Raw genomic sequence first — 22558 nt, forward strand, 5'->3', positions numbered from 1 at the left:
TTTTCCTTATTACAGTGGCTTGGTAAAATCAAAAAATTAAAAACTCTAGTATTGCTATAAACTAGAATTAGTTCTGGTTTTAAAAAAATAAAAAGGTTTTATAAACTTTGAATAGGTGGCTTATTAATTAAAAATCTATCTTTAAAATAAAAATATATTTAAATGAGAAATAAGCATTAAATTAATTTAATTCAGCTCTTACTATTTATTTGTCTCCTTATCTATTTATTTCACATCTATAGTTTTTAACCGGGAATATGATTTTTTTGATAAGACTCATTTGGTGACTGTAAAATCTGGCTACCGGCGGCAATACTATGTGTAAGCCAGACATTTCCCCCAATAATGGACCCTCGACCAATCGTAATACGGCCTAAAATAGTGGCACCTGCATAGATCACGACATCATCTTCAACAATTGGATGGCGTGTATAATCTTTTTTCAAAGCACCATCATCATTGGTTTCAAAGCGTTTTGCTCCAAGCGTTACTGCCTGATAAATACGGACACGTTCCCCAATGACACTGGTTTCACCAATCACTACGCCAGTCCCATGATCGATAAAAAATCCTTTACCGATTTGTGCACCCGGATGAATATCAATTCCCGTTGCAGAGTGGGCTAACTCAGAAATAATGCGAGACAGCAGAGGTACTTGGGCATATAACTGATGCGCAATTCGGTGATGAATAATCGCAAATATGCCCGGATAGCAGAGTAGTACCTCATCCACACTATGTGCCGCCGGATCACCTTCGTAGGCTGCACGCACATCGCCATCTAAAAGACGACGTATAGAAGGCAAGGTATTAGCAAAATCTTGAACAATGTTTTGAGCAAGCTCTTGTGGCTGTTGGGCTGTGCTTGAATGACCCAAATGACGCTTTGCCTCATAATTTAAAGCCAGTTGTACTTGAGCATGTAAGGCTGTGAGTACCCGATTTAAAGTATAGGCAATATAAGAATCTTCAGTTTCCTGACGTAAGTCGGCAGGGCCTAAACGCATTGGAAATAAAATCCCGCAAAGGTCATCTAAAATAGCTTTCAAAGCTTCTTTAGATGGAAGTTCACGGCCCCCAAATTCTTTGATTCTGTGCTGTTGCTGACGCCAGTCATGCCTTGCTTGTTGTAAACCCTGTACAACAGCATTAATGTTCCATTGAGTCACAAGCTTTCCTTGATTCACTGAAAATGTGTTGAAGTTTTAGTCTTGTTGCCAAGGGAGTTGATGAATACGCCAGCCGTTTTTTTGATTACGCTGCTGTTGATCATCTAAGTCACCTTCGAAGCCTTCAAGAACGTTATAAATGTGCTCAAAACCCGCATTAAATGCGGCTTCGGCTGCTAATGCTGAGCGGTTTCCGCTACGACATAACAAAAGAATGGTTTTATCTTTACCCGTCTTGGTTTCGAGTTCTTTTAAAAAACGTGGATTACGATTGAAAGAGGTGCCTGTTGCCCATGCAACATGAATACTTTCAGGAACATATCCTACAAATTTTCGTTCTTCGTTAGTGCGTACATCAACTAAAACTGCCTGTCCTTGTTGTACGAGATGCCATGCATCAGTGGGTGATAAACTTCCACTAAAATTAAGCTCATGGTCTTGGGCATATTGTTGTGCTTTAGAAAGAATCTCTTCATTTGACAAGGATGTATTTGAACCCGATGAAATAAAACCAGAACGGTTTTCTGTATTTAATTTGGCATTCATTAAAAGTATCCTTTATCTTCTATCTAGATTGTTATTGTTGAATTTACGCTGATTTGAATATAAGCAGAAATAACGAATATCTATTTATATATATTTTTTTATAAATAGAGCATGTGGGGATTTTTTAGAAATATTATTAATTAATCTTATTAACTATTATTAAAATTAGATAAGTATAAAAATTAAATAAACTCGTTGTTTAATGTCACATCATATTAAACAATAAGAGCACCCACCGCTAAAGCGAACAACTGGTTGCTTCGTAAAATAAATGCTTAGCGTCTAAGCCATAACTTGTATACTCAATGGTGTTTAGAAATATAAGATTTTGGTGACGATGTGATTGAACTGCCCAATGCAAATGATTGGATTGTCAGAAATTCCGATCCAAATAGTCTGGAGCGAATCGAAGCATTTTTTAATAATCATGCTTATGAGTCGCATCGCCATGATACATTTGCAATTGGTCGAACATTAACTGGTGTTCAAAGTTTTCATTATCGTGGCGAGATGAAACATAGCTTGCCAGGAATGACCATGGTGTTACATCCTGATGAAAAACATGATGGAGAGTCAGGTACACGAGATGGTTTTAGATATCGGATGGTGTACGTAGAGCCTGCAACCCTACAGGAAATTATGAAGGGTAAGCCTTTACCATTTTTTGAAAATGGCTTAAGTCAGGACCCCCGTTTATTTAAGGCAACAGATGTTCTATTACAAGGGATAGACCAGCATATCGACCCTTTAGAAAAGCAAGATGCTTTATATGATTTAGCCACGACTCTTTACGAAATTTCAGATAAAAAACAGCGAACTTCTCATTCTTATGACTATGTCGCAGCGGAACGTGCCAGAGAGTTTATACATGCATCTTTATTTGAGAATATTTCTTTAGATGATATTGAAAAAAATATTGGGCGTGACCGTTGGAGTCTTTCACGCGACTTTCGACTGCTATTTGGTACAAGTCCACATCGATATATGACCATGCGTAGGTTGGAGGTTGTGAAGTCTTGTCTAATGTATGGAGAGTCATTGACTCAAGCTTCCTTAATTGCCGGATTTTTTGATCAGAGCCACATGACTCGTCATTTTCTAAAAGCATTTGGATTGACTCCAGCCAGATGGCGGATGATCAACAAGTTATCTTCCTAAACAGGTTATTTAAAAGTCAGCCTGTTTAGACTGACATAAACTTTATCTTAAATTAGATTTATACCTTTCAAGAAATCGTAAAGCATAAATATGCCAGAAATGATTAGCATCATTGCCATGGTTTTATTTAAGCGATTAAACCAAATTTTATTTTTAATTTTTTTGCCTAACACTGCACCAGCCCACGAATAAAGACAGGGTGCGCCTGCTGCACCAATCGAAATGAGCAACGATACCAAGAAGATTTGAATGCCAGTAGTGTGCGCTGTTGGGTACATAATCGTTGTAACAGGCAAAATAACCAAAATCCCTTTTGGATTTAATGTTTGTATCCAAAAGCCATTCCAGAAAGAAAGTGTCTGAATTTCAGTGGCTTCATCATTAATGTCGATATCTGCCTTTAACATCTGAAACGCAAGATAAAATGTATAACATGCGCCGAGCAAGGCAATATAGTGCAGGGCATTTTGTGGAATGATAACCGCACCTGCATATCCAAAAATCATGAATAACATCAGCATCGCACAGCCGACACCCATAAAAAAATAAATGGTTTTTTTGAACTGTCCTGTAAGTCCCGAATTCAAACCCATGAAATTTACTGGGCCAGGGCTATACATCACACTTAAGGTATAAAGAAAGATTTCCATAACGCATCTACTGAATCAAAAACAACTCAGCATACTGACTCGTAAATTTAGGGTCTTGTACGTTTGTGATTGCGCTTGCACAAACGTACAAGACGAGAAAAATCGGGATTAGGCATGATGACTAACTTGAGATAAATGATTCAGGATAGAGGTTTATGTTTGACACAAAAATTGCATTGATTGTCCGTAATGATCTTGCGACTTGGCAAAGGCTAAATGTTGTGGCTTTTTTGGCAACGGGAGTTGCGTCGGCTGTACCTGAAATGTTGGGTAAACCTTATATCGATGCGAATGGCTATGAGTATGGCAACATGTTAGGGCAGCCGATGTTGGTATTTGAGGGGGATTTATCTGGATTGCAAAAAGCGCATCGAAAAGCAATTGAGCAAGATTTAACGATAATTCCCTATGTACATGCCATGTTTTCTACAGGAAATGATGAGGATAATCGGGCGATTTTTTTGGCTGACGATGCGAATCAATTAAATTTGGTCGGAGTGGCGTTAAGAGGACCTAAAAAGGCAGTTGATAAAGCAATTAAGGGACTTTCTTTGCATCAATAAGATTTTTATTGGAAGAATGATAAAACCCACTTTTTGAGCAAAAGTGGGTTTTGTTTAAAAATGATGATTAAACTTTATCTTGAGTCTTGGTCTCAAAATCGCTGGCATCATGACGTTCATGCAACTGTGTTTCTAAATCACCAAAAGTACGGTTCACCATACGCCCGCGTTGAACCGCAGGGCGCGCTAAAATCGTATCTGCCCAACGTTTTACATGTTTATATTCATCAACACCTAAAAACTCGGCGCCGTTATAAACCCAGTTTTTAACTAGACCACCATACCAAGGGAAAGCAGCAATGTCAGCGATAGTATATTCAGAACCTGCCAAATATTCATTTTTTGCTAGATGCTGATCTAACACATCAAGTAAGCGTTTTGTTTCCAGAGCAAAGCGGTTAACCGCATATTCAATTTTAACGGGCGCATAGGCATAAAAATGTCCAAAACCACCACCTAAATATGGCGCGCTGCCCATTTGCCAGAATAACCAATTGAGACATTCGGTACGCGCAGCAATATCGGTCGGAATGAAAGCTTTAAACTTTTCAGCTAAATAAAGCAAAATTGAGCCAGACTCGAAAACGCGTAGCGGAGGATTCTGACTATGGTCAACCAATGCTGGAATTTTAGAGTTAGGGTTAACTTCTACAAAGCCACTGCCAAATTGCTGGCCTTCACCAATTTTAATGAGCCAAGCATCATATTCAGCATCTTGATGCCCTAATGCTAAAAGCTCTTCTAGCAAAATAGTGACTTTCTGACCATTAGGTGTTGCTAAAGAATAGAGTTGGAGCGGGTGTTTTCCGACGGGCAGAGTATGTTCGTAGCGAGAGCCTGAAGTAGGTTGGTTTAAATCGGTTTTTTCTCCAGTCCATTGCCAAACTTGTGGAGGAATATAGTTTGAATCACTCATTTTTTATCTCATGTTTGGTGTAAATATAAGGATTTATTTATGTCGCAAGGCAAGCCATTTTTGTACGGTCGGACGTTGCCATTGCTGTAATGCATAGTTCTTTAAACGTTCTGGTACAGCATCACCATTTTGGATGAGACGTTGTAACATCAGTGCGAGTTCAGCATCCACAATGCTCCATGAACCAAAAAGAAATTCGGCATGAGGCGCTAGAAGTTTTTCTGCAACAAAAAACAGTTTCTCGGCTGCCTTTTGACCTTCTTCTGAAAGTAGGGTAGATGTGGGTTCAATAAAAATAACATCAGTTGGACGTTCAGTTCTTAATGCCACTAAATCTGATCGGAGCCATGCCTGAATTTGTCTTGCTCTTGCCCGAGCCTGAATATCTGTTGGATAAATTGGTGTGTCTGGATAGAGCTCTTCTAAATATTCCAAAATGGCAGATGATTCTGATAGAGCAAAATCATTGTGTTCAAGTACAGGGACTTTGGCTGTTAATGACTTTTCTACAAAAGATTTCTCAAACTGGTCTTGTTGGCCTAAGTTGATGGTCGCTATTTCAAATGGAATTTGTTTTTCATGTAGCCCTACAAAAACTGTAAATGCATAGGGACTTAGAAATTGTGAATCTGTGTACAGCTTAAAATGTTCATTATTCATTGTTATTGTCCATGTCATAAAACAGATGGGATCTAGTCTAAGTGAGAGAGTTAAAGATTGGGTAGCTTTTTTGTGGAAAAGCTTTATCGGTTTTTGAATTAAGCAATTTCATTGTTCATTAGGGTTTAATGTGCTGAAAATGCTGACGAACAATGCTCAGCCACGCTTGTACCGCTGGTGAGACAGGAAGATTCTTTTTCCAAGCCATGACTAAGTGCCATTGAATATTTGGTTTTTCAAGCGGTATTGCTGCAAATAAAGTAGGGTCCAGCATGTCGGTATAGTATTGAGGGAGAAGCGCAATTCCCATACGTTGTAAAACCATATCTGCCAAGAGGTGCCATTGACTGGTACGACAAGCGATAGTTGGATAGAATCCACGCTGTTTACAAGCATCGAGAATAATACTATTTAGAGAGAAGTTTTCTGGAAACATTAAAAACGACTGATGTTGTAGTTCTTCTAGATTTATTTTTTTGCGAGTTGCCCAAGTCGCATCGCGACGTAAAAGAACCATTAAAGGGTAATTACATAACTCAATGCTATTAAAGATTTGCTCATCAAAGGGCTGTAATAAAACGCCAACGTCTAGTTCGTTGTTGAGCAAAGCTTGTTCAATACCACGCGAACCAACCTCCATAAAAGCCAATTCAATATCTGGCCATTGTTGATGATAATCAAACAGTGCAGTTGTTAGGAGCTGCGAACCTAAAGGCGGTACGCCAAGTTTTAAAGTACCTGTTTTTAATTGTTGATAGTTTTCAATTTCAAGAAATATGTTCTGTTCTGCCTGAAGAAGTTCAATCGCATGTTGATAAATACGCTCTCCAATTGCAGTTAATTCAATTTGTCTTTTGCGTCCATGATCCGGTTTAACTAAAAGCTGTACCTGAAGCTGCTCTTCAAGCTGTTGTAAGATTTTACTAATGGTGGGTTGAGTCAAATACAACTCTTCAGCGGTACGGGTAAAGCTTTTTGTTTTTACCAAGGTAACGAAACACTGTAATGATTTTAAAGAGAGCATAGTGAAGAATAGATTATTCCATTTTGGAATAATATTAACATGAATAATTCATATTTAGCAGGTTTAACCAAGATAGCATAATGGTGTAGTTAACCATTTAATTTCGCAAAATGAGTACTGAATCTGCTTCTGGAACACCCACACAACCTTCATTTTTAGTTTTAGGTAAACAAATTCTGATTTTGGCCGGATTTTGGTGGGTTGGATATCTCTTACATCAAAAACTTGGTGTACCTGTCTCGGCAGGCATTTTAGGTATGTTTTTATTGCTTTTATGCTTGTTCTTTAAAATTATCAAAATGGATCAGGTGGCAATGGGAGCAACTGTTGTTTTAGGTGAGCTGTTACTATTTTTTGTGCCTGTGGTGGTTGCCGTAGTTCAGTATAAAACCTTGTTTATGACTGAAGGTTGGCAAATTGTCTTGAGCATTGCAGTTGGGACAATTTCAGTCATGCTCAGTACGTGCTTGACCATTCATTATTACAATCGTTTGAAAGCTTATTTACAGGCTCGAAAACGTCTTCAACATAAGCATAGCTAAAGAGAAAAATGACATGAATATCTGGTCAATTCTTTGTCTGATCTGGACTTTGGTAGCTTATGTTGTGGCAAAGAAAATCTATCAAAAGCATCCAAAACTTTGGTTGTCACCCGCGATTAGTGTGCCTGTACTCACCATCATTTTGATGACGATTTTTGGCATTTCATATCAAACTTATTCAGAAGATACGCAGTGGATTGTTAATTTATTAGGTCCAGCTACGGTCGCGTTTGCTGTACCGATTTATCGTTATCGGGAAACAATCCGTAAAAACTTAGGTGTTTTATCTATCGCGATTATTGTGGGAATGAGTGTGGGTGTGATGTCTGCCTATGAAATGGCACAGTGGTTCCATTTTAGTCCCGAAGTCACCAATAGTTTGATGGCACGTTCGATTTCAACACCATTTGCCATGATTTTAGCTGAAGATATTCATGGTTCGGCGGCTTTGGTTTCATTATTTACCGTTATTACTGGTTTAGTCGGAATGATTTGTGGCGATGCAATTTTAGCGATTACTAAAATTCGTTCTAATGTGGCAAATGGAGCTGCCTTTGGGAACGCAGCCCACGGTTTTGGTACAGTTAGAGCTCAGCAGCGCAATAGTGAAGAGGGCGTGATTGCAAGTTTAACCATGGTCATTGCAGGTATTTTAATGGTGCTGATTGGCCCGTTTGCCATTCATCTATGGTTGCTGTTGTAGGTTTTGTCTACGTTGGCTTGTCATGTTGTTGAATGATTTTTGATAGTTCTTTTATGGCTTGTCTCATCAGTTCGGGTTCAAAGTCACCCAAGCCAACAATTAAACCTGAACGTTGCTGTTCTTTTGAAAATGTCGGTGAAATTGCCTTAATCGCAATGCCTGCATTGACTGCCGTGCTTGCAACTTCAACGTCATTAATGTGTTGAGCAAGCCATAACACCATATGCATGCCTTGATCGCCCGGTTGTAACCAAGCCAGCTCTTGAGGTATGTATTTTTCAATTAAACCAATAATGTGCTCTCGAACTTCTGAGTAAACATTCCGAATACGTCGAATATGCCGCTCTAAATAGCCTTCTTGAATAAAAGCAGCCAAAACATGTTGGTCGGCTGTAGGTGGGTGTCTATCAATTAACACCCTGAGTCCACAAAAAGGTGCCACCAGTTCCTTAGGTAACACTGCATAGCCAAGTCTAAGAGATGGAAATAGAACCTTGCTAAACGTTCCGAGATAAATCACCTGATCGGGTGCCATGCCTTGTAAAGATGGAAAGGGCTGACCGTTATAGCGGAGTTCACTGTCATAGTCATCTTCAATGATCCATGCATTTTGCTGCTTGGCCCAAGCCAATAATGCAGTACGTCTTGCCAAGCTCATAGGCATGCCAAGTGGATATTGATGAGAAGGGGTTACAAAAGCTGCACGGGCATTTGGAGACAGTTTAATTCCAGCTTCAACCTGAATACCTTCTTCATCAACTGGAACACGCACCATACCAATGCTTTGTACGGTATGCTCAAAAATAGCTGTGGTCCCACGATAAGCTGGATCTTCAATCCAGACCTCATCTTTGGCTTCAAATAAGATCTGGCTGCAAATATAAAGTGCTTGTTGAATGCCAGGTGTAATCACGATTTGTTCAGGTTCGCAGTGTACAGAGCGTGAACGACGTACATAGTCTGCAATAGCAATTCTTAGTGATAAGACACCTTGCGGTTCGCCATATCCCGAAGGTGCACCTGCGCCGCGTGATCTAAATTTATTACCAAACTTACGCCAAATATCACTCGGTTGAGTGCGGCCAATGGGTACAGATACAGCAAATGGAACATGGGGAAGTGGTTTAAATTCCTTGAGCACTTGGGCATAAGAAAGAGCAGATTTGGTCAAAGGTATTGAGCTTGGTTTAATCGATTCTTTTTGAATATGTTGCGGCGTAGGTGTTTTAACCAACGCATGAGATACATAAGTTCCAGTTCTTGCTTGAGAATCAAAAACACCTTCTGCCAAAAGCTGGTCGTAAGCTTCAATGATGGTTCCGCGAGCGACCTCAAGGGTTTGAGCCAGTTCTCGGGAAGATGGCAAAGGGTCTCCCGGTTGCAAATCGCCACTTTGCACAGCTTCGCGTAAGGCTTGGGTCAATTGAGCACTAATCTTTCCTTGGCTTTTATCAATCTTTGCAATAGACGGAAGTTCAACAACTTTTGCCATTCTTGCCATAATTCTGGTCTACTTAAAAAAATACAAAGTGGTTCTTTTTAATAAACCACATAAACCAGAAAATTTACAACACAAAATATAAATAACCCTGATATTTACAACGAGGTTCTTAGCCATGTATATCCCTGATGATTTTGCAGAAAACCGTTTGGACGTATTGCATTCTCTTATTTTGGAGCATCCGTTTGGTGTGCTTTTTAGTCATGGGAACAATGGTTTAGATGCAAATCATCTTCCGTTTGAGTTACAGACAAATAAAGGGAACTTTGGGATGTTGCATGCGCATGTATCTAGAATTAATCCTGTCTGGCAGGACGTTAAAAATGGAGATGAAGTGCTAGTCGTGTTTCAGGCGGGTGATGCTTATATTTCTCCAAACTGGTATCCATCCAAACATGAACAGCACAAACAAGTTCCAACATGGAACTATAGAGTTGTACATGCTTATGGCAAAGTGACGATTCGAGATGATGAGCGTTATGTTCGAGGTGTTGTGGCTCGTTTAACCCGTACACATGAAGCATCTCAACCTGAACCATGGAAAATGTCTGATGCGCCAAAAGACTATCTAGAACCCATGCTAAAAGCTATTGTCGGTATAGAAATTGAAATTACCAAGCTTCAAGGAAAATCAAAACTTGGGCAAAACAAAGATCGTCGAGATATTTTAGGTGCGGCGGATGGTCTAGCGAAATCTGGTCATAAAACTATAGCGGATGCTATGTACAGTGTGGCTGAGTTAAACAAATAGTTTTGAAAATATAAAATTTTAGTATTCATTAAGGAGAAAAACATGTCTTGGACTACACCTGTTGAGTTGGTAGGCGAACACGTTATTTTAAAGCCGCTAGATGTAACTCAAGCTGAATCGCTCGCAGAAGCAGTTTGCGATGGTGAGCTCTACAACCTTTGGTATACCCGTGTTCCAAGACCTGAACAGATGACTGCTGAAATTGAAAGACGTCTTGGTTTGCAACAATCTGGAAGCATGTTGCCATTTTATATTGAAGACCGAAAAACAGGGCAAGCGGTGGGTATGACGACCTTAATGCATATTGAAGCAGCTCATCGCCGTGCAGAGATTGGTTCGACTTGGTATCGTAAATCTGCACAGCGCACGCCTGTGAACACTGAGTGTAAAAAACTATTGTTGGCTCATGCATTTGAGTCTTTAGACTGCATTGCGGTTGAGTTACGAACATCTTCTTTAAATGTGCAAAGCCAAGCCGCAATTGTACGTTTAGGTGCAAAGCTCGATGGCGTGCTCAGAAGCCATCAAATTGTCAAAGATGATATTTTACGGGACACTCATGTTTATAGCATTTTAAAACATGAATGGCCTGCGGTTCGTCAAAACTTGGAATGGCTGTTAAGCAAACCGCGTTAGAAATCATTTAAACAGGCTGCTTTTCTCTTTTTGGGCTTAGCCAGAAAAGAGAAACTGCTGCAATGACTAACCACGGTATTAAAGCCATATTCATTGCTTTCCAGCCAACTAAGTCGAGTAACGCACCTGCGCTAAAAGAACAGATTAAGCCGACAATAAAAACAGTCATGTCGTTAATGGCTTGGGCCTTGGCTTTTTCAACTGGCGTATACGTTCCTGTTAGTAAAGAAGTACTGCCAATAAATAAAAAGTTCCATCCCACGCCTAATAAAATTAGAGATATAGCAAAAGATTCGAACTGAATACCAGAGAGGGCAAAACCAATGTAGCAAGCAAATAACACAAGACCTGCAAACATGATTTTAAGTACACCAAATCGGGCGATTAAATTTCCAGTAAAGAATGAAGGCAAGAACATACCGAGTACATGCAGTTGAATGACTGTCGTAATCGATCCAAGTTCATGATGTGAGTGTCGCATGGCGATCGGTGTGGCGGTCATACCTAAAATCATGATGCCATAGCCTGTTACCGCCCCAAACAAAGCAACTAAATAGGTAGGTTTAAATACAATCTCTTGCCATGGTCGACCAGCAGTAAAGTCAGATTTTTGTTCAACTGTATGAGCAATATTTAAGCTGGATAAAATACCCATTGCCACGAGTGAGATGATGCTGATAATTAAAAATGAACCGATATATTCTAAATGTTGGAATAAATGACCACCAAAACGTGCCAAAGTTGGGCCAATGAGTGCAGCAACAATTCCGCCTGCCATAACCCAAGAAATAGCACGTGAACGGAAAGCATCATTTGCAACTTCACTGGCAGCAAAACGATAAAACTGAGCAAAAGATTGATATGCTCCAACACATAGCGTGCCTAATGCAAGAAGCAGTAGTGAGCTATAAAAGATGCCAATTGAGGCAATAATGCCACCAAGCACGCCTAAAGAGGCGCCGAATAAAAAACCGTTACGTCGTCCTACATGCGCCATGAGCATTGAGGCAGGAAACATCATTAAAGCCGTACCCAAAAACATAGATGCAATCGGTAAAGTTGCAAGCGTAGGAGTATTTGCAATATTAGCCCCAGCCAAACCACCAATGGTCATGACGATCACTGATATTGTTTGAAAAAGTGACTGGGAGCTCGCCAAAATTAGAACTTGGCGATGCATGGTATTTTGAAGCATAAAGAGCCTTTAATTATAAGTATTAATTGATGAGTCTGGATGTTTTAGGTTTTTATATAGGGAAGTATCAACAGTCCAGCTTGAAAATGTTGAGGCGTTTTTGGCAACAGGTATATGTATGTTTCTTTAGCATAAACTATTTTTTATCAAGTAATTGCAGCTGAATAATTAGACTTAATATTCTATCATCTGATAGTTTGATACAAAACAGTTGAAGCACCAGTTTTTATAAATAAGCAAGTTTATAGCGGACGTTTGGTGCGTTGATTCTCTCAAATTATTTTCACTTCATCCCTTTCTTATTGTTTAGTGTATCGACCAGAGTATGCAAATTTACCCAAAGTCAAAATCTGTCTGGATAGGTTTTTTGAAGAAATTCTTGGGATATGAAAACAAATCATTAACCTGAGGTTAATGACTGCTGATGTAGGTTGATTGATCAAAATTCCATAAAGCGCTTTTATAGATTCAGAACAAAACTGCGATCTATATAGGTAAGCACATGGAAGGATCAGTTCAGAATAAAGAACGATTATGGACAAAGCGGCGTCATGCTAAACAGCTAAAACTGGAGATGGCAAACCAATATACCGATGGTGTGGTCATTCCAACTCAAGATATTATTAAAGTCTTAGAAACGCTGATTACACCGGGTGACAGAGTCGTACTCGAAGGGAATAACCAAAAGCAAGCAGATTTCTTATCTAGATCTTTGGCACAAACCAATCCAGATGTTTTGCATGATTTACATATGATCATGCCAAGCGTTGGACGCTCAGAACATCTTGATCTATTTGAAAAAGGTATTGCACGCAAGCTCGATTTCTCGTTTGCTGGTCCGCAAAGTTTGCGTATTAGCCAGTTGATTGAAGATGGATTATTAGAAATTGGTGCTATCCATACTTATATCGAACTATATTCACGCCTTGTAGTCGATCTTATTCCAAATGTGGTGCTTTCAGCCGGTTTTATGGCAGATCGCCAAGGGAATATCTATACAGGTCCAAGTACTGAAGATTCTCCTGCACTTATTGAACCTGCAGCTTTTAGCGATGGCATTGTGATTGTGCAAGTCAATGAATTGGTCGATGACGTCTCTGATTTACCACGTGTCGATATTCCTGCCTCTTGGGTTGATTTTGTGGTTGTGGCAGACCAGCCTTTTTATATTGAACCGTTATTTACTCGCGATCCAAAACACATCAAACCTGTTCATGTACTTATGGCCATGATGGCAATTCGCGGAATTTATGAAAAGCATAATGTGCAATCGTTAAATCATGGGATTGGTTTTAACACTGCGGCAATTGAACTGATTTTACCAACCTATGGTGAGTCTTTAGGTTTAAAGGGGAAAATTTGCCGAAACTGGACTCTTAATCCACACCCAACCTTAATTCCTGCTATTGAAACAGGTTGGGTTGAAAGCGTGCATTGCTTTGGTACCGAACTCGGTATGGAAAAATATGTTGCCGCACGTCCTGATGTTTTCTTTACAGGTCGTGATGGGGCGCTACGTTCTAACCGCATGATGTGTCAGCTTGCAGGTCAATACGCCGTTGATCTATTTATCGGTGCAACTTTGCAAGTTGATGGTATGGGGCATTCTTCGACTGTCACTAAAGGTCGTTTAGCTGGTTTTGGTGGTGCACCAAACATGGGGCATGACCCACGCGGTCGTCGTCACGATACGCCAGCATGGTTAGATATGCGTTTGCAAGGTGCTAATGAAACAGAAACCTATTTGGCCCGCGGTAAAAAACTAGTTGTGCAAATGGTGGAAACCTTTCAAGAAGGCGGTAAGCCGACTTTTGTGGAACGTCTTGATGCGATTGATGTTGCAAAAACGGCAGGTCTGCCTTTAGCACCGATCATGATTTATGGCGATGATGTCACCCATTTACTGACCGAAGAAGGCATTGCTTATTTATATAAAGCAAGTAGTCAAGAAGAGCGTCAAGCCATGATTGCCGCAGTGGCAGGGGTAACCAGTATTGGTTTAAGCCAAGACCCTAAAACAACAGCACGTCTAAGACGTGAAGGTTTAGTGGTATTCCCTGAAGATTTAGGCATTCGCCGTACCGATGCTACACGTGAACTTTTAGCTGCAAAAAATATTGCCGACTTGGTGACATGGTCTGATGGTTTATATCAACCACCTGCAAAATTCAGGAGTTGGTAATGATGGCTCAAATTCAATATCAAACACTCAGCCATAGTCAGCTTTTGGCAGACATGGCAGTCGAGGCTTTGATTGATGAGGTTAATCTGACACCTAAACCAGCTTTGGTTGATCGCCGTGGCAGTGGCGCACATGATGATCTGACTTTGGAATTAATGGAGCGTTCTGCGAAAAGTCTAAGCCCAATGTTTGATGCGATGGCGCAAGCAGCAATCCAGCACGGAACAGTGTGTCAGGCCTTGCGTGAAGACATTGGTGAAATTGGTCGCCAAGGTGAAAAGGTCATGATGTTGGCAACAGATGGAGTCAACACACACCGCGGTGCAATTTGGGCCTTGGGTTTAATGGTCACGGCAGCAGCATTGGCACGTACGAATCAACAGTACTTATCGGCTGTTGAGTTGTGTCAGCTAGCAGGTCAGATTGCTCAGTTAGAAGACCGCTTTATTCCCAAACAGGCTTTGAGTCATGGTCAGCAGGTACAGAAAAGATTAGCTGTCTTAGGTGCAAAAGAACAGGCACAACAAGGCTTCCCAACTATTGTGAATTTTGGTTTAAAGCAGCTTTATCAAAGTCGCAGCAAACCCATGAAAGAAGAATTCGCCCGCTTAGATGCTTTGCTTGCCATGATGACTGATTTGACAGATACCTGTGTGCTTTATCGCTCTGGAACTCACGGCTTAAAGCGTATGCAACAAGGGGCTCAGCAGGTGCTCGATTTGGGCGGTAGTTCAAGCTTAGAAGGCCGACGTGCTTTGCATTTGTTAGAGATTGACCTGCTTCGGATGAAAGCGTCTGCTGGTGGAGCCGCGGATTTGTTGGCAGCAACATTGTTTATAGATCGTGTTGAGCAGTCATCTGTCAAAAATAAAGAGGGATTTTGATTATGGAAACACTTCATTTTGAGTTTTTGGCGACAGAGCCACCTGTAAAAAAAGCATTAGTCGGATGTGTAGGTTCGGGTGATTTAGAAATTTTGATGGAACCTGGTGAGGCGGGAAAAACTACTATTCAGGTGGTGACTTCGGTGGATGGTAGCGTTGCACGTTGGAAAAATCTTTTTGAACGGATTTTTACAGCGCAAATACCACCAGCCGTCAATATTGATATTCATGACTTTGGTGCAACCCCTGGTGTTGTTCGCTTACGTCTGGAACAAGCCTTGGAGGAGATTGCACATGACTGATATCCAAAGTTTATTAAATAAACAAGATTTTATTGAACTGAGTGCAAGAGAACGTGCCAAGGCGTTATTGGATGAAGGGACTTTTCGAGAGTTGCTCGACCCATTTGCACGTGTTATGTCGCCTTGGTTGGCTCAGCAAAATATTGTGCCGCAAGCCGATGATGGCGTGGTGATTGCAAAAGGATCTATTCAAGAGCGACCAGTAGTTTTGATTTCAATTGAAGGCTTATTTCAGGGTGGAAGCTTAGGCGAGGTTGGTGGTGCCAAAATTGCTGGTGCATTAGAGCTTGCGGTTGAAGACAATCTTAAAGGTATTCCAACGGCTGCAATCTTATTACTAGAAACTGGTGGGGTTCGCTTGCAAGAAGCAAATCTGGGTTTGGCTGCAATTGCTGAAATTCAGGCTGCAATTGTGAACTTACGGCAGTATCAACCCGTGATTGCTGTGGTTGCAGGCAGTGTAGGGTGCTTTGGTGGCATGTCGATTGCTGCTGGACTATGTAGCTATATTGTAATGACACAAGAAGGACGTTTAGGCTTAAATGGCCCGCAAGTGATTGAACAAGAAGCTGGTGTACAAGAATATAACGCCAAAGATCGTCCATTCATATGGAGTATTACTGGCGGGAACCAGCGTTTTGCCAGTGGCTTAGCAGATGCTTATGTAGACGATGATCGCCAGAAAATTCGTCAGCAAGTGGTCGACTATTTAGTCCAAGGCGTGCCCAATCAGCATCGGAGTTCAAACTACTCATTCTATTTAGCGCAGCTACAACAAATCGATACTGTTGAGCAGATTACCCCAGCACAGGTTCAAGCTTTGTATCAAGGAGAGCAAGCATGAATATCGCCGTTGATACATTAAAAGCATCTACTCGTGGCGCACATTGGTTTAAAGCACTTACGCAGGGTTTTAAGACAGTGGACGGTTTTCCAGCTTCTGTTTGGGTGGCTGATGGTCAGATTGATCAGCAAGCAGTACGCGTGATTGCCGTTGTTCAAGACAGCAATAATTTGTTCCCGCGAGCGAGACAAGGTGAAGTTGGCCTTTTGGAAGGTTGGAGCTTGGCAAAAGCGGTTGATGATGTGATTCAAGCTGATGCGCATGCCGAGATTAAACGCGGCATTTTATGTCTAGTTGATGTACCTAGTCAGGCCTATGGTCGCCGTGAAGAATTATTGGGTATTCATCAAGCTTTAGCGGGTGCAGTAGACAGCTACGCTAGAGCCAGATTGGCAGGCCATCCTATTGTCAGTTTACTAGTCGGTAAGTCGATGTCGGGTGCTTTCTTAGCGCATGGTTACCAAGCCAATCGTATTATTGCCTTAAAAGATTCAGGTGTTATGGTGCATGCAATGGGCAAAGAATCTGCTGCACGTGTGACCCAACGCTCGGTTGATGAGTTAGAGCAATTGGCTGCAAGCATTCCTCCAATGGCTTATGACATCGAAAGTTATGCAACGCTTGGATTGTTGTGTGAACTTTTATCGGTTGAAAACCCTGAACAGCCAACAAACGATGATCTTTCATTAGCGAAGCAGGTAGTTGCTCAAGCATTTAAAGAAATTAATGCTGAGCAGTCTAGAGGACTGGAACAAAGACTTCACGGCCAAAACCGTCAAATGTCTAAAAAGGTCCGTGAATTATTGCGTGAGCAATGGTCATGAAACTTGATCTCGAAGCCCATGATTTGCTGTGGGGCATGACAGACGACTGCTTGGTTGATGATGCTCCGCTTTGGGTGAAAGAGGTGTTACATCGCGGCGATCCTGTTGTGGTTCGGCGGGAAATTACTCCCGTAGATCAGGTTGCTGTGGGTATAAGAGGGCAATTCCGTCATCAACGATATGCAGCGCAAATGCCACGATCTGCTATTACCAAACAACTTAAACCCGAAGCACTAACTCACGTTAATACACAGCAGTTTGAGCATTTGGCAGAACGTTTGCAGAGTATTTCTAACATCATGAAAAGTTTTTCAGGATATTGGGGCTATACAGGAAGTTTTGGGTTTGAGTTGGCAACTTGCATTGAAACAGTCACCCAGCAAAGTGACATAGATTTGTTGATTCGAGCTGAACAGCCTTTTGCCAAAAAGCAAGCAGTCGAGCTACTCGAAAATTTTCAGCAAGCGGGGCTGAATGTGGATATACAGCTACAACTGCTACAGGGTGGTCTGGCGTTAAAAGAATGGGCTAGGAATAGCGGAAAAGTTCTATTAAAACGTGCAGATGGTGCTGTTTTAGTAGAAAACCCATGGAATTAGGGAATAGATATCATGGCTTCGATTTGGGTATATCCGGGACAAGGTGTGCAACGAAGCAATATGTTGCACGACTTACCTCAAAGCGCTCTGGTTAAAGAATACCTTGAGCGTGCATCGGATGCACTCAAGGAAGATGTCTTGATGCTAGACAGTTCGGCTGCATTGCAATCGACGCGAGCCGTACAACTTTGTTTGCTCATTTCAGGCGTGGTGAGTTCAGCATTATTAGCTGCTGAAAACTTAAAACCTGATTATGTAGCGGGTTTATCGATTGGCGCATGGTCGGCAGCGGTTGTGGCAGGGGTTTTAACCTATGAAGATGCTATTCGCTTAGTTGCGTATCGAGGGGAACTCATGCAAAACGCCTATCCAACAGGCTATGGCATGACTGCCCTGATTGGCACAGACCGTGCAGCTGTTGAAACATGGGTCAAACAGATTTATGAAATAGAGCCAGAGGTGTTTGTCGCAAATATTAATGCACATAACCAGATCGTTATTTCAGGAAGCTTTGAAGCCATGAACCAAGTTGCAGCTTTAGCAAGGCAACAAGGTGTGGTGGCAAAAAAATTAGATGTATCGGTGCCATCGCACTGTGAATTATTAAGTCAGCAAGCAGAGCAACTTGCAGCGTCTATGGAGGGACTCACTTTTAAGCAGCCTAAAATTCGATATTTAAGTGGTACAACGGCTCGCACTTTAGGCAAGGCTGAACAGATTAGGAATGACTTGGCTTTTAATATGAGTCGAACTGTAGATTGGGAAAGTACCGTTCAAGCTGCATGGGAGCGAGGTGTTAGGTTGCAGATCGAAGCTTTACCAGGAACGGTGCTTACTACACTTGCACATCGAACATTTAAAGAAGGAACCGTGTTGTCTTTTCAAGGAACACGCATAGACAGCATTCAGATAGCAATGCAAAAAGAACAGGACAATAGTTTTTCTTTTTGAATCTGATTTTACAAAAGCATAAATGATCCAAGGATATGAGGGATTGTCATGATTATATATGGAGTTGGTTTACTCGCACTTTGCACCTTGGTGGGTGTGATTGTCGGTGATCTGTTGGGCATTTTATTGGGCGTAAAGTCCAACGTTGGTGGCGTGGGTATCGCCATGATTTTACTCATTTGCATACGGTTATGGATGGAAAAACGTGGTGTTATGACAGTTGAAACCGAAAAAGGCGTTTCATTCTGGGGCACCATGTATATTCCCGTTGTTGTTGCTATGGCAGCACAACAAAACGTGGTTTCAGCTTTATCTAGTGGACATATGGCACTCTTTGCCGCTGTGGTTTCAGTTATCGTTTGTACGCTCACGATTGCGGGTTTAAGTCGTTATAACAAAGCAACCCCTTTACCGAAGGAAGAAGACACCACATTAAACCGCATTGGAGGCAAAGTTCATGGTTGAATTATTATTAAAAGACTTAACCCATTTAGGTTTAATTACAGCTTTCGCCTTAATTGCTTTAATTATGTGGTTGTCGACCAAGTTATCTAAATATTTAACCAATGGACGAGTGCATGCTTCAGCAATTGCGATTGTGATTGGTTTAATTTTGGCATGGTTTGGCGGAAAAATGACGGGTGGTGAAAAAGGCATAACTGATCTTGCACTCTTCACAGGTGTAGGGCTCATGGGCGGTGCAATGCTACGTGACTTTACAATTGTAGCAACGGCATTTGAAGTACAAGCCACTGAAGCGAAAAAAGCTGGGTTTATTGGCGCATTCTCTTTATTCCTTGGAACTATTCTGCCGTTTATTGTTGGTTGTATGTTTGCTTGGATTTTTGGTTATCGAGATGCGGTGAGTATTACCACAATCGGTGCAGGTGCTGTGACTTATATTGTGGGACCAGTTACAGGCGCTGCAATTGGTGCAAGTTCAGAAGTAATGGCATTGTCGATTGCAACTGGTTTAGTTAAAGCAATTTGTGTGATGGTCTCAACACCGCTCACGGCTAAATTTATGGGACTTGATAATCCACGTTCTGCCATGATTTTTGGTGGCTTGGCTGGAACTGTCAGTGGAGTGTCGGCAGGCTTGGCCGCGACAGATCGCCGTTTAGTACCTTATGGCGCGCTTACAGCAACGTTCCATACGGGCCTGGGTTGTTTAATGGGACCAACAGTTTTATTCTTTGCGGTTAAAGCATTGGTAGGTGGCTAAGCGTCCACGGCTTAAATAAAAAGGGCTGTTGTTATACAAAACAACGGCCCTTATTTTTATCTTTTAAAATTAGAAGCAAACATACGACACTCAGCAATCAGTGCGAGTAAGTTTGGATCTCGTTCTTTACTTTTCAAGAAAACCAAACCAATTTCTTGTTGCATATGATATTGCTGTTTTAGGGGAATAAGCTTAACAGAGCTTTCATAAACCGCAGAAATACGACCCGGTAAAAGGGCGAAACCAACGCCTGAACTAACCATACTAATTAAGGTAAAAATATCGTTCACTTGCAAAGCAACTTTAGGGGAAAAACCTGCTTTTTTAAAAATAATATCGCTATCGTTATGGGTTGCAAAGCCTTTGGTTAAAGTGAGGAAGGTCTCTTCTTTTAATAAACTTAAATCAATGTCTTTAAACTCTGCATATTTAGAATCTTTGTTTACCGCCAGAAAAATATCATCTGAAAACATCGGCAAAATTTCAAAGTCATCATCTTGAGTGGTTTCATTGAGTGCCACAATAATCGCATCCAGCTCCGTTGCTTTAAGCTTTTTAACTAAATCCTGATTTGAGCTGAGTAACAGTTGAATATCTAGCTCACTACGTCTGAGTTTAAGACCACTAATCACATTTGGAATTGTTTTGACAGTCAAAGAATAAAGAGAACCTAAATGTAAAACTTTTGCCGCAAAGCCAGCAGCTTCTCTCGTTTTATTAACGGTTATAAAAATGTCCTGTACGATTTTTTGTGCCCGTTCTTCAAATACATAGGCACTTTTTAACGGAATTAGATTACGTCCTTCATTTTTAAAAAGTGGGCAACGCAAAGCACTTTCTAAAGAGTGCAATGCTTTGTGAACACTGACATTACTAAGCTCCATTTCTGTCGCTGTTTTAGATAAGTTGCCACAGCGCATAAATGCTAAAAAAATCTGTATCTTTTTAAGGGTGAGTTCTTCATCAATTTCCATATTAATCCCTTGAACCTGTTTCCTTTAAAAATATAGATTTAAGCTATAAATTTACCACAAACCCACCACTATAAAATTGTGCTTAGGTCGAAGTACTTTATTTAAGAAACAGCTTCAACTCTTTGTTGAATTGTCTTAATGATTTGTTCTAATGCACTTTGAATTTTAGGTGTCGATTCAAAAGAACAGTTGATTCTTAAATAATGCTGCTGCGCGGGTAAAACACTAAACAATGGGCTTGGAGCTACCCCAATGTTTTGTTGAATTAACTCTTCATAAATTTGCATACTATCTAAACTATTTGGCAGCTTTACCCAAAGAAAATAACCACTTGGGTAATAATAAACTTCGCAAGATGGTGGCAGATGCTGCTTTAAATAATGATAAAACTGCTTTTTATAACGCTCAAGTGAAAGCCTGAGAGTACGTAAGTGCTTTTCATAATGATGATGAGACAAAAACTCGACCAATGCATTTTGAATGAGTGCATTTACTGAAATGGTACTCATGAGCTGTAAATGCTGAATATGATCGGAAAACTTCCCCGCATAGACCCAACCCACCCGAAAACCTGCACCTAACGTTTTAGAAAATGAAGAGCAGTGAAGCACCAGATTTTGTTGGTCAAAATACTTCATTGAAAGTGGTTTTTTTCCGCCATAAAACAGCTCTTCGTAGACATCATCTTCAATCAAATAAATTTGGTGCTCATGAAGAAATTTGGCAATTTTATATTTAATATCATCGCTGACTGTAAACCCAATTGGATTATGGCTATTGAGCATGAGCCAACATACTTTAATTGGATAATTGTTAATGACCTGTTCAAAAGCTTCTAGATCAAAACCATGTTGAGGATGTTCAGGAATGGTAATAACTTTTAGCCCTAAACGTTCTGCTGCCTGCCAAGCGCCATAAAATACGTTTTGCTGTAATAAAATATAGTCGCCTGGCTGGGCAACTGCTTGTAAAGAAAGATTGAGCGCATCCAACCCGCCAGATGTAATGACAATGTCATCTGGATCGGTCTGTATTCCTTGCATACAGTAGCGTTGAGCAATGAGTTTTCGTAAAGCTAAATTACCCGGAGGTAGGCTCGTAGTCTGGTCATAACTTTGTTTCTGGCGGGCAAGTTGCCCCATAATTTGAATGAGTTTTGGTGCATATAAAAGCTGACTATCAGGAAAGGCCGAACCAAAAGGGATGACAGACTCATGTTGAATCGATTTAAGATATTTAAAAACTAAAGAGTTAATTTCAATTTTAGAATTGAGTGAAACAACAGAATATTGTTCTAAAGGTTTAAGCGTAATTTGCTCGGCAACGAAGTATCCCGATTTTTCTTTGGAATAGATCAAACCTTGTGATTCAAGCTCTTGGTAAGCATTCATTACCGTCATTAAACTAAAACCAGAGCGTTGCACCTGATCTCTTAAAGAAGGTAACTTCTCGTGTGCATTTAAAGTGCCGCTCTCAATGAGTTGGCGAATGCTATGGGCAAGTTGTTCTGATTTATACATGTATTGGCTGCACGAAATGACAAAATGAAAGATGCACTTAATCAATAATAAATGCCGTTTGTAGAATCTACAAACGGCATTTGCTTATAAAAATAAGTTTACTTTAGGTAAGGGGCTGCATAAATCAATATCACTTTAAACAAACCGGCAATAACAGCTAATGCTAAAAAACCACCTAGCCATAGCAAAATAAACCATTGGGTTTGAGACAGTTTAGAAGATAAATTTTTCATAAAACC

General features: G+C 40.7%; 26 protein-coding genes and 1 pseudogene. 16 read left to right on the top strand and 11 right to left on the bottom strand.

Annotation, left to right across the window (positions count from 1 at the left end):
• Window positions 1-245: 245 nt before the first annotated feature.
• Entirely contained in the window at window positions 246-1187 is a 942-nt protein-coding gene (gene epsC / locus ACLBWE_RS13300) for a serine O-acetyltransferase EpsC (RefSeq protein WP_080026793.1), read from the bottom strand.
• Window positions 1188-1205: 18 nt separating this feature from the next.
• A complete protein-coding gene (locus ACLBWE_RS13305) occupies window positions 1206-1715 on the bottom strand; it encodes a rhodanese-like domain-containing protein (RefSeq protein WP_004642463.1) in 510 nt (169 codons plus the stop codon).
• A gap of 339 nt (window positions 1716-2054) precedes the next feature.
• Here ACLBWE_RS13305 and ACLBWE_RS13310 point away from each other — a divergent pair, with 339 nt between their 5' ends.
• Entirely contained in the window at window positions 2055-2873 is an 819-nt protein-coding gene (locus ACLBWE_RS13310) for an AraC family transcriptional regulator (RefSeq protein WP_427962080.1), read from the top strand.
• A gap of 47 nt (window positions 2874-2920) precedes the next feature.
• Here ACLBWE_RS13310 and ACLBWE_RS13315 read toward each other — a convergent pair whose 3' ends face one another.
• A complete protein-coding gene (locus ACLBWE_RS13315; protein WP_447603418.1) occupies window positions 2921-3523 on the bottom strand; it encodes a LysE family translocator in 603 nt (200 codons plus the stop codon).
• A 155-nt stretch (window positions 3524-3678) separates the two neighbouring features.
• Here ACLBWE_RS13315 and ACLBWE_RS13320 point away from each other — a divergent pair, with 155 nt between their 5' ends.
• A complete protein-coding gene (locus tag ACLBWE_RS13320; protein ID WP_447603420.1) occupies window positions 3679-4086 on the top strand; it encodes a DUF2000 family protein in 408 nt (135 codons plus the stop codon).
• A gap of 67 nt (window positions 4087-4153) precedes the next feature.
• Here ACLBWE_RS13320 and yghU read toward each other — a convergent pair whose 3' ends face one another.
• The 3 genes from yghU to ACLBWE_RS13335 form a co-directional block, all read right to left on the bottom strand.
• Window positions 4154-5002, bottom strand: a complete 849-nt coding sequence (yghU, locus tag ACLBWE_RS13325) for a glutathione-dependent disulfide-bond oxidoreductase (RefSeq protein ID WP_447603422.1) — start codon at window positions 5000-5002, stop codon at window positions 4154-4156.
• Between the two features lie 33 nt (window positions 5003-5035).
• Window positions 5036-5662, bottom strand: coding sequence for a glutathione transferase (yfcF, locus tag ACLBWE_RS13330; RefSeq protein WP_447603424.1), 627 nt, complete (start codon window positions 5660-5662; stop codon window positions 5036-5038).
• A 118-nt stretch (window positions 5663-5780) separates the two neighbouring features.
• A complete protein-coding gene (locus tag ACLBWE_RS13335; protein WP_447603426.1) occupies window positions 5781-6686 on the bottom strand; it encodes a LysR family transcriptional regulator in 906 nt (301 codons plus the stop codon).
• Window positions 6687-6796: 110 nt separating this feature from the next.
• Here ACLBWE_RS13335 and ACLBWE_RS13340 point away from each other — a divergent pair, with 110 nt between their 5' ends.
• Window positions 6797-7228, top strand: a complete 432-nt coding sequence (locus ACLBWE_RS13340; RefSeq protein WP_447603428.1) for a CidA/LrgA family protein — start codon at window positions 6797-6799, stop codon at window positions 7226-7228.
• A 13-nt stretch (window positions 7229-7241) separates the two neighbouring features.
• Window positions 7242-7931, top strand: a complete 690-nt coding sequence (locus ACLBWE_RS13345; protein ID WP_130172798.1) for an LrgB family protein — start codon at window positions 7242-7244, stop codon at window positions 7929-7931.
• 7 nt (window positions 7932-7938) lie between these two features.
• Here ACLBWE_RS13345 and pdxR read toward each other — a convergent pair whose 3' ends face one another.
• Complete coding sequence (gene pdxR, locus ACLBWE_RS13350) at window positions 7939-9432, bottom strand: MocR-like pyridoxine biosynthesis transcription factor PdxR (protein WP_447603431.1); 1494 nt, start codon at window positions 9430-9432, stop codon at window positions 7939-7941.
• Window positions 9433-9547: 115 nt separating this feature from the next.
• Here pdxR and ACLBWE_RS13355 point away from each other — a divergent pair, with 115 nt between their 5' ends.
• Both ACLBWE_RS13355 and ACLBWE_RS13360 read left to right on the top strand, forming a co-directional pair.
• Window positions 9548-10183 (top strand): FMN-binding negative transcriptional regulator, encoded by a 636-nt coding sequence (locus ACLBWE_RS13355; RefSeq protein ID WP_447603433.1) that lies wholly within the window; start codon window positions 9548-9550, stop codon window positions 10181-10183.
• 42 nt (window positions 10184-10225) lie between these two features.
• Window positions 10226-10819: a GNAT family N-acetyltransferase gene (locus ACLBWE_RS13360; RefSeq protein WP_005047594.1), complete on the top strand. Its 594-nt coding sequence runs from the start codon at window positions 10226-10228 to the stop codon at window positions 10817-10819.
• A gap of 7 nt (window positions 10820-10826) precedes the next feature.
• Here the strand turns inward: ACLBWE_RS13360 and ACLBWE_RS13365 are convergent, their stop codons facing one another.
• Complete coding sequence (locus tag ACLBWE_RS13365; RefSeq protein ID WP_447603435.1) at window positions 10827-12014, bottom strand: MFS transporter; 1188 nt, start codon at window positions 12012-12014, stop codon at window positions 10827-10829.
• Between the two features lie 243 nt (window positions 12015-12257).
• Here ACLBWE_RS13365 and ACLBWE_RS13370 point away from each other — a divergent pair.
• From ACLBWE_RS13370 to madM, 10 genes and pseudogenes are all read left to right on the top strand, one after another.
• A pseudogene (locus ACLBWE_RS13370) lies at window positions 12258-12404 on the top strand (LysR family transcriptional regulator); the annotation flags it as partial.
• A gap of 112 nt (window positions 12405-12516) precedes the next feature.
• A complete protein-coding gene (gene mdcA, locus ACLBWE_RS13375; protein ID WP_281832339.1) occupies window positions 12517-14196 on the top strand; it encodes a malonate decarboxylase subunit alpha in 1680 nt (559 codons plus the stop codon).
• Window positions 14196-15080 carry a triphosphoribosyl-dephospho-CoA synthase gene (locus tag ACLBWE_RS13380; protein ID WP_447603438.1) on the top strand — a complete coding sequence of 295 codons (885 nt, stop codon included), beginning with the start codon at window positions 14196-14198 and terminating at the stop codon, window positions 15078-15080. Before mdcA ends, ACLBWE_RS13380 begins: the two co-directional genes overlap by 1 nt.
• A gap of 2 nt (window positions 15081-15082) precedes the next feature.
• The gene (locus ACLBWE_RS13385) at window positions 15083-15382 is read left to right on the top strand and encodes a malonate decarboxylase subunit delta (protein WP_004642485.1); all 300 of its coding nucleotides are present in this window, start codon (window positions 15083-15085) and stop codon (window positions 15380-15382) included.
• Window positions 15375-16226 (top strand): biotin-independent malonate decarboxylase subunit beta, encoded by an 852-nt coding sequence (locus tag ACLBWE_RS13390; RefSeq protein WP_447603440.1) that lies wholly within the window; start codon window positions 15375-15377, stop codon window positions 16224-16226. Before ACLBWE_RS13385 ends, ACLBWE_RS13390 begins: the two co-directional genes overlap by 8 nt.
• Entirely contained in the window at window positions 16223-17050 is an 828-nt protein-coding gene (gene mdcE / locus ACLBWE_RS13395; RefSeq protein ID WP_447603442.1) for a biotin-independent malonate decarboxylase subunit gamma, read from the top strand. The genes ACLBWE_RS13390 and mdcE overlap by 4 nt, the downstream gene beginning before the upstream one ends.
• Window positions 17041-17649: a malonate decarboxylase holo-ACP synthase gene (locus ACLBWE_RS13400; RefSeq protein ID WP_447603444.1), complete on the top strand. Its 609-nt coding sequence runs from the start codon at window positions 17041-17043 to the stop codon at window positions 17647-17649. Before mdcE ends, ACLBWE_RS13400 begins: the two co-directional genes overlap by 10 nt.
• Window positions 17650-17661: 12 nt before the next feature.
• Window positions 17662-18600, top strand: a complete 939-nt coding sequence (mdcH, locus tag ACLBWE_RS13405) for a malonate decarboxylase subunit epsilon (RefSeq protein ID WP_447603446.1) — start codon at window positions 17662-17664, stop codon at window positions 18598-18600.
• A gap of 48 nt (window positions 18601-18648) precedes the next feature.
• Window positions 18649-19065, top strand: a complete 417-nt coding sequence (gene madL / locus ACLBWE_RS13410) for a malonate transporter subunit MadL (RefSeq protein WP_017390471.1) — start codon at window positions 18649-18651, stop codon at window positions 19063-19065.
• Complete coding sequence (gene madM / locus ACLBWE_RS13415) at window positions 19058-19825, top strand: malonate transporter subunit MadM (protein WP_005041341.1); 768 nt, start codon at window positions 19058-19060, stop codon at window positions 19823-19825. The genes madL and madM overlap by 8 nt, the downstream gene beginning before the upstream one ends.
• A gap of 56 nt (window positions 19826-19881) precedes the next feature.
• Here the strand turns inward: madM and ACLBWE_RS13420 are convergent, their stop codons facing one another.
• The 3 genes from ACLBWE_RS13420 to ACLBWE_RS13430 form a co-directional block, all read right to left on the bottom strand.
• Entirely contained in the window at window positions 19882-20799 is a 918-nt protein-coding gene (locus ACLBWE_RS13420; RefSeq protein WP_003651250.1) for a LysR family transcriptional regulator, read from the bottom strand.
• A 101-nt stretch (window positions 20800-20900) separates the two neighbouring features.
• Window positions 20901-22319, bottom strand: coding sequence for an aminotransferase-like domain-containing protein (locus tag ACLBWE_RS13425; protein ID WP_447603449.1), 1419 nt, complete (start codon window positions 22317-22319; stop codon window positions 20901-20903).
• A gap of 98 nt (window positions 22320-22417) precedes the next feature.
• The gene (locus ACLBWE_RS13430) at window positions 22418-22552 is read right to left on the bottom strand and encodes a hypothetical protein (RefSeq protein ID WP_003651253.1); all 135 of its coding nucleotides are present in this window, start codon (window positions 22550-22552) and stop codon (window positions 22418-22420) included.
• Between the last annotated feature and the right edge of the window lie 6 nt (window positions 22553-22558).

This window comes from Acinetobacter sp. M5A5_2a, from assembly GCF_053345265.1.

Excerpts from the sequence above, each read along its gene's own strand:
- ACLBWE_RS13400 (WP_447603444.1), top strand. The coding sequence starts at position 17,041 with ATGGTCATGAAACTTGATCTCGAAGCCCATGATTTGCTGTGGGGCATG.
- ACLBWE_RS13355 (WP_447603433.1), top strand. The coding sequence starts at position 9,548 with ATGTATATCCCTGATGATTTTGCAGAAAACCGTTTGGACGTATTGCAT.
- yfcF (WP_447603424.1), bottom strand. The coding sequence starts at position 5,662 with ATGAATAATGAACATTTTAAGCTGTACACAGATTCACAATTTCTAAGT.
- ACLBWE_RS13420 (WP_003651250.1), bottom strand. The coding sequence starts at position 20,799 with ATGGAAATTGATGAAGAACTCACCCTTAAAAAGATACAGATTTTTTTA.
- ACLBWE_RS13345 (WP_130172798.1), top strand. The coding sequence starts at position 7,242 with ATGAATATCTGGTCAATTCTTTGTCTGATCTGGACTTTGGTAGCTTAT.
- pdxR (WP_447603431.1), bottom strand. The coding sequence starts at position 9,432 with ATGGCAAGAATGGCAAAAGTTGTTGAACTTCCGTCTATTGCAAAGATT.
- ACLBWE_RS13365 (WP_447603435.1), bottom strand. The coding sequence starts at position 12,014 with ATGCTTCAAAATACCATGCATCGCCAAGTTCTAATTTTGGCGAGCTCC.
- mdcA (WP_281832339.1), top strand. The coding sequence starts at position 12,517 with ATGGAAGGATCAGTTCAGAATAAAGAACGATTATGGACAAAGCGGCGT.
- ACLBWE_RS13425 (WP_447603449.1), bottom strand. The coding sequence starts at position 22,319 with ATGTATAAATCAGAACAACTTGCCCATAGCATTCGCCAACTCATTGAG.
- ACLBWE_RS13320 (WP_447603420.1), top strand. The coding sequence starts at position 3,679 with ATGTTTGACACAAAAATTGCATTGATTGTCCGTAATGATCTTGCGACT.
- ACLBWE_RS13315 (WP_447603418.1), bottom strand. The coding sequence starts at position 3,523 with ATGGAAATCTTTCTTTATACCTTAAGTGTGATGTATAGCCCTGGCCCA.
- ACLBWE_RS13340 (WP_447603428.1), top strand. The coding sequence starts at position 6,797 with ATGAGTACTGAATCTGCTTCTGGAACACCCACACAACCTTCATTTTTA.
- ACLBWE_RS13385 (WP_004642485.1), top strand. The coding sequence starts at position 15,083 with ATGGAAACACTTCATTTTGAGTTTTTGGCGACAGAGCCACCTGTAAAA.
- ACLBWE_RS13335 (WP_447603426.1), bottom strand. The coding sequence starts at position 6,686 with ATGCTCTCTTTAAAATCATTACAGTGTTTCGTTACCTTGGTAAAAACA.
- madM (WP_005041341.1), top strand. The coding sequence starts at position 19,058 with ATGGTTGAATTATTATTAAAAGACTTAACCCATTTAGGTTTAATTACA.
- ACLBWE_RS13430 (WP_003651253.1), bottom strand. The coding sequence starts at position 22,552 with ATGAAAAATTTATCTTCTAAACTGTCTCAAACCCAATGGTTTATTTTG.
- mdcE (WP_447603442.1), top strand. The coding sequence starts at position 16,223 with ATGAATATCGCCGTTGATACATTAAAAGCATCTACTCGTGGCGCACAT.
- yghU (WP_447603422.1), bottom strand. The coding sequence starts at position 5,002 with ATGAGTGATTCAAACTATATTCCTCCACAAGTTTGGCAATGGACTGGA.
- ACLBWE_RS13360 (WP_005047594.1), top strand. The coding sequence starts at position 10,226 with ATGTCTTGGACTACACCTGTTGAGTTGGTAGGCGAACACGTTATTTTA.
- mdcH (WP_447603446.1), top strand. The coding sequence starts at position 17,662 with ATGGCTTCGATTTGGGTATATCCGGGACAAGGTGTGCAACGAAGCAAT.
- ACLBWE_RS13380 (WP_447603438.1), top strand. The coding sequence starts at position 14,196 with ATGATGGCTCAAATTCAATATCAAACACTCAGCCATAGTCAGCTTTTG.
- madL (WP_017390471.1), top strand. The coding sequence starts at position 18,649 with ATGATTATATATGGAGTTGGTTTACTCGCACTTTGCACCTTGGTGGGT.
- ACLBWE_RS13305 (WP_004642463.1), bottom strand. The coding sequence starts at position 1,715 with ATGAATGCCAAATTAAATACAGAAAACCGTTCTGGTTTTATTTCATCG.
- ACLBWE_RS13390 (WP_447603440.1), top strand. The coding sequence starts at position 15,375 with ATGACTGATATCCAAAGTTTATTAAATAAACAAGATTTTATTGAACTG.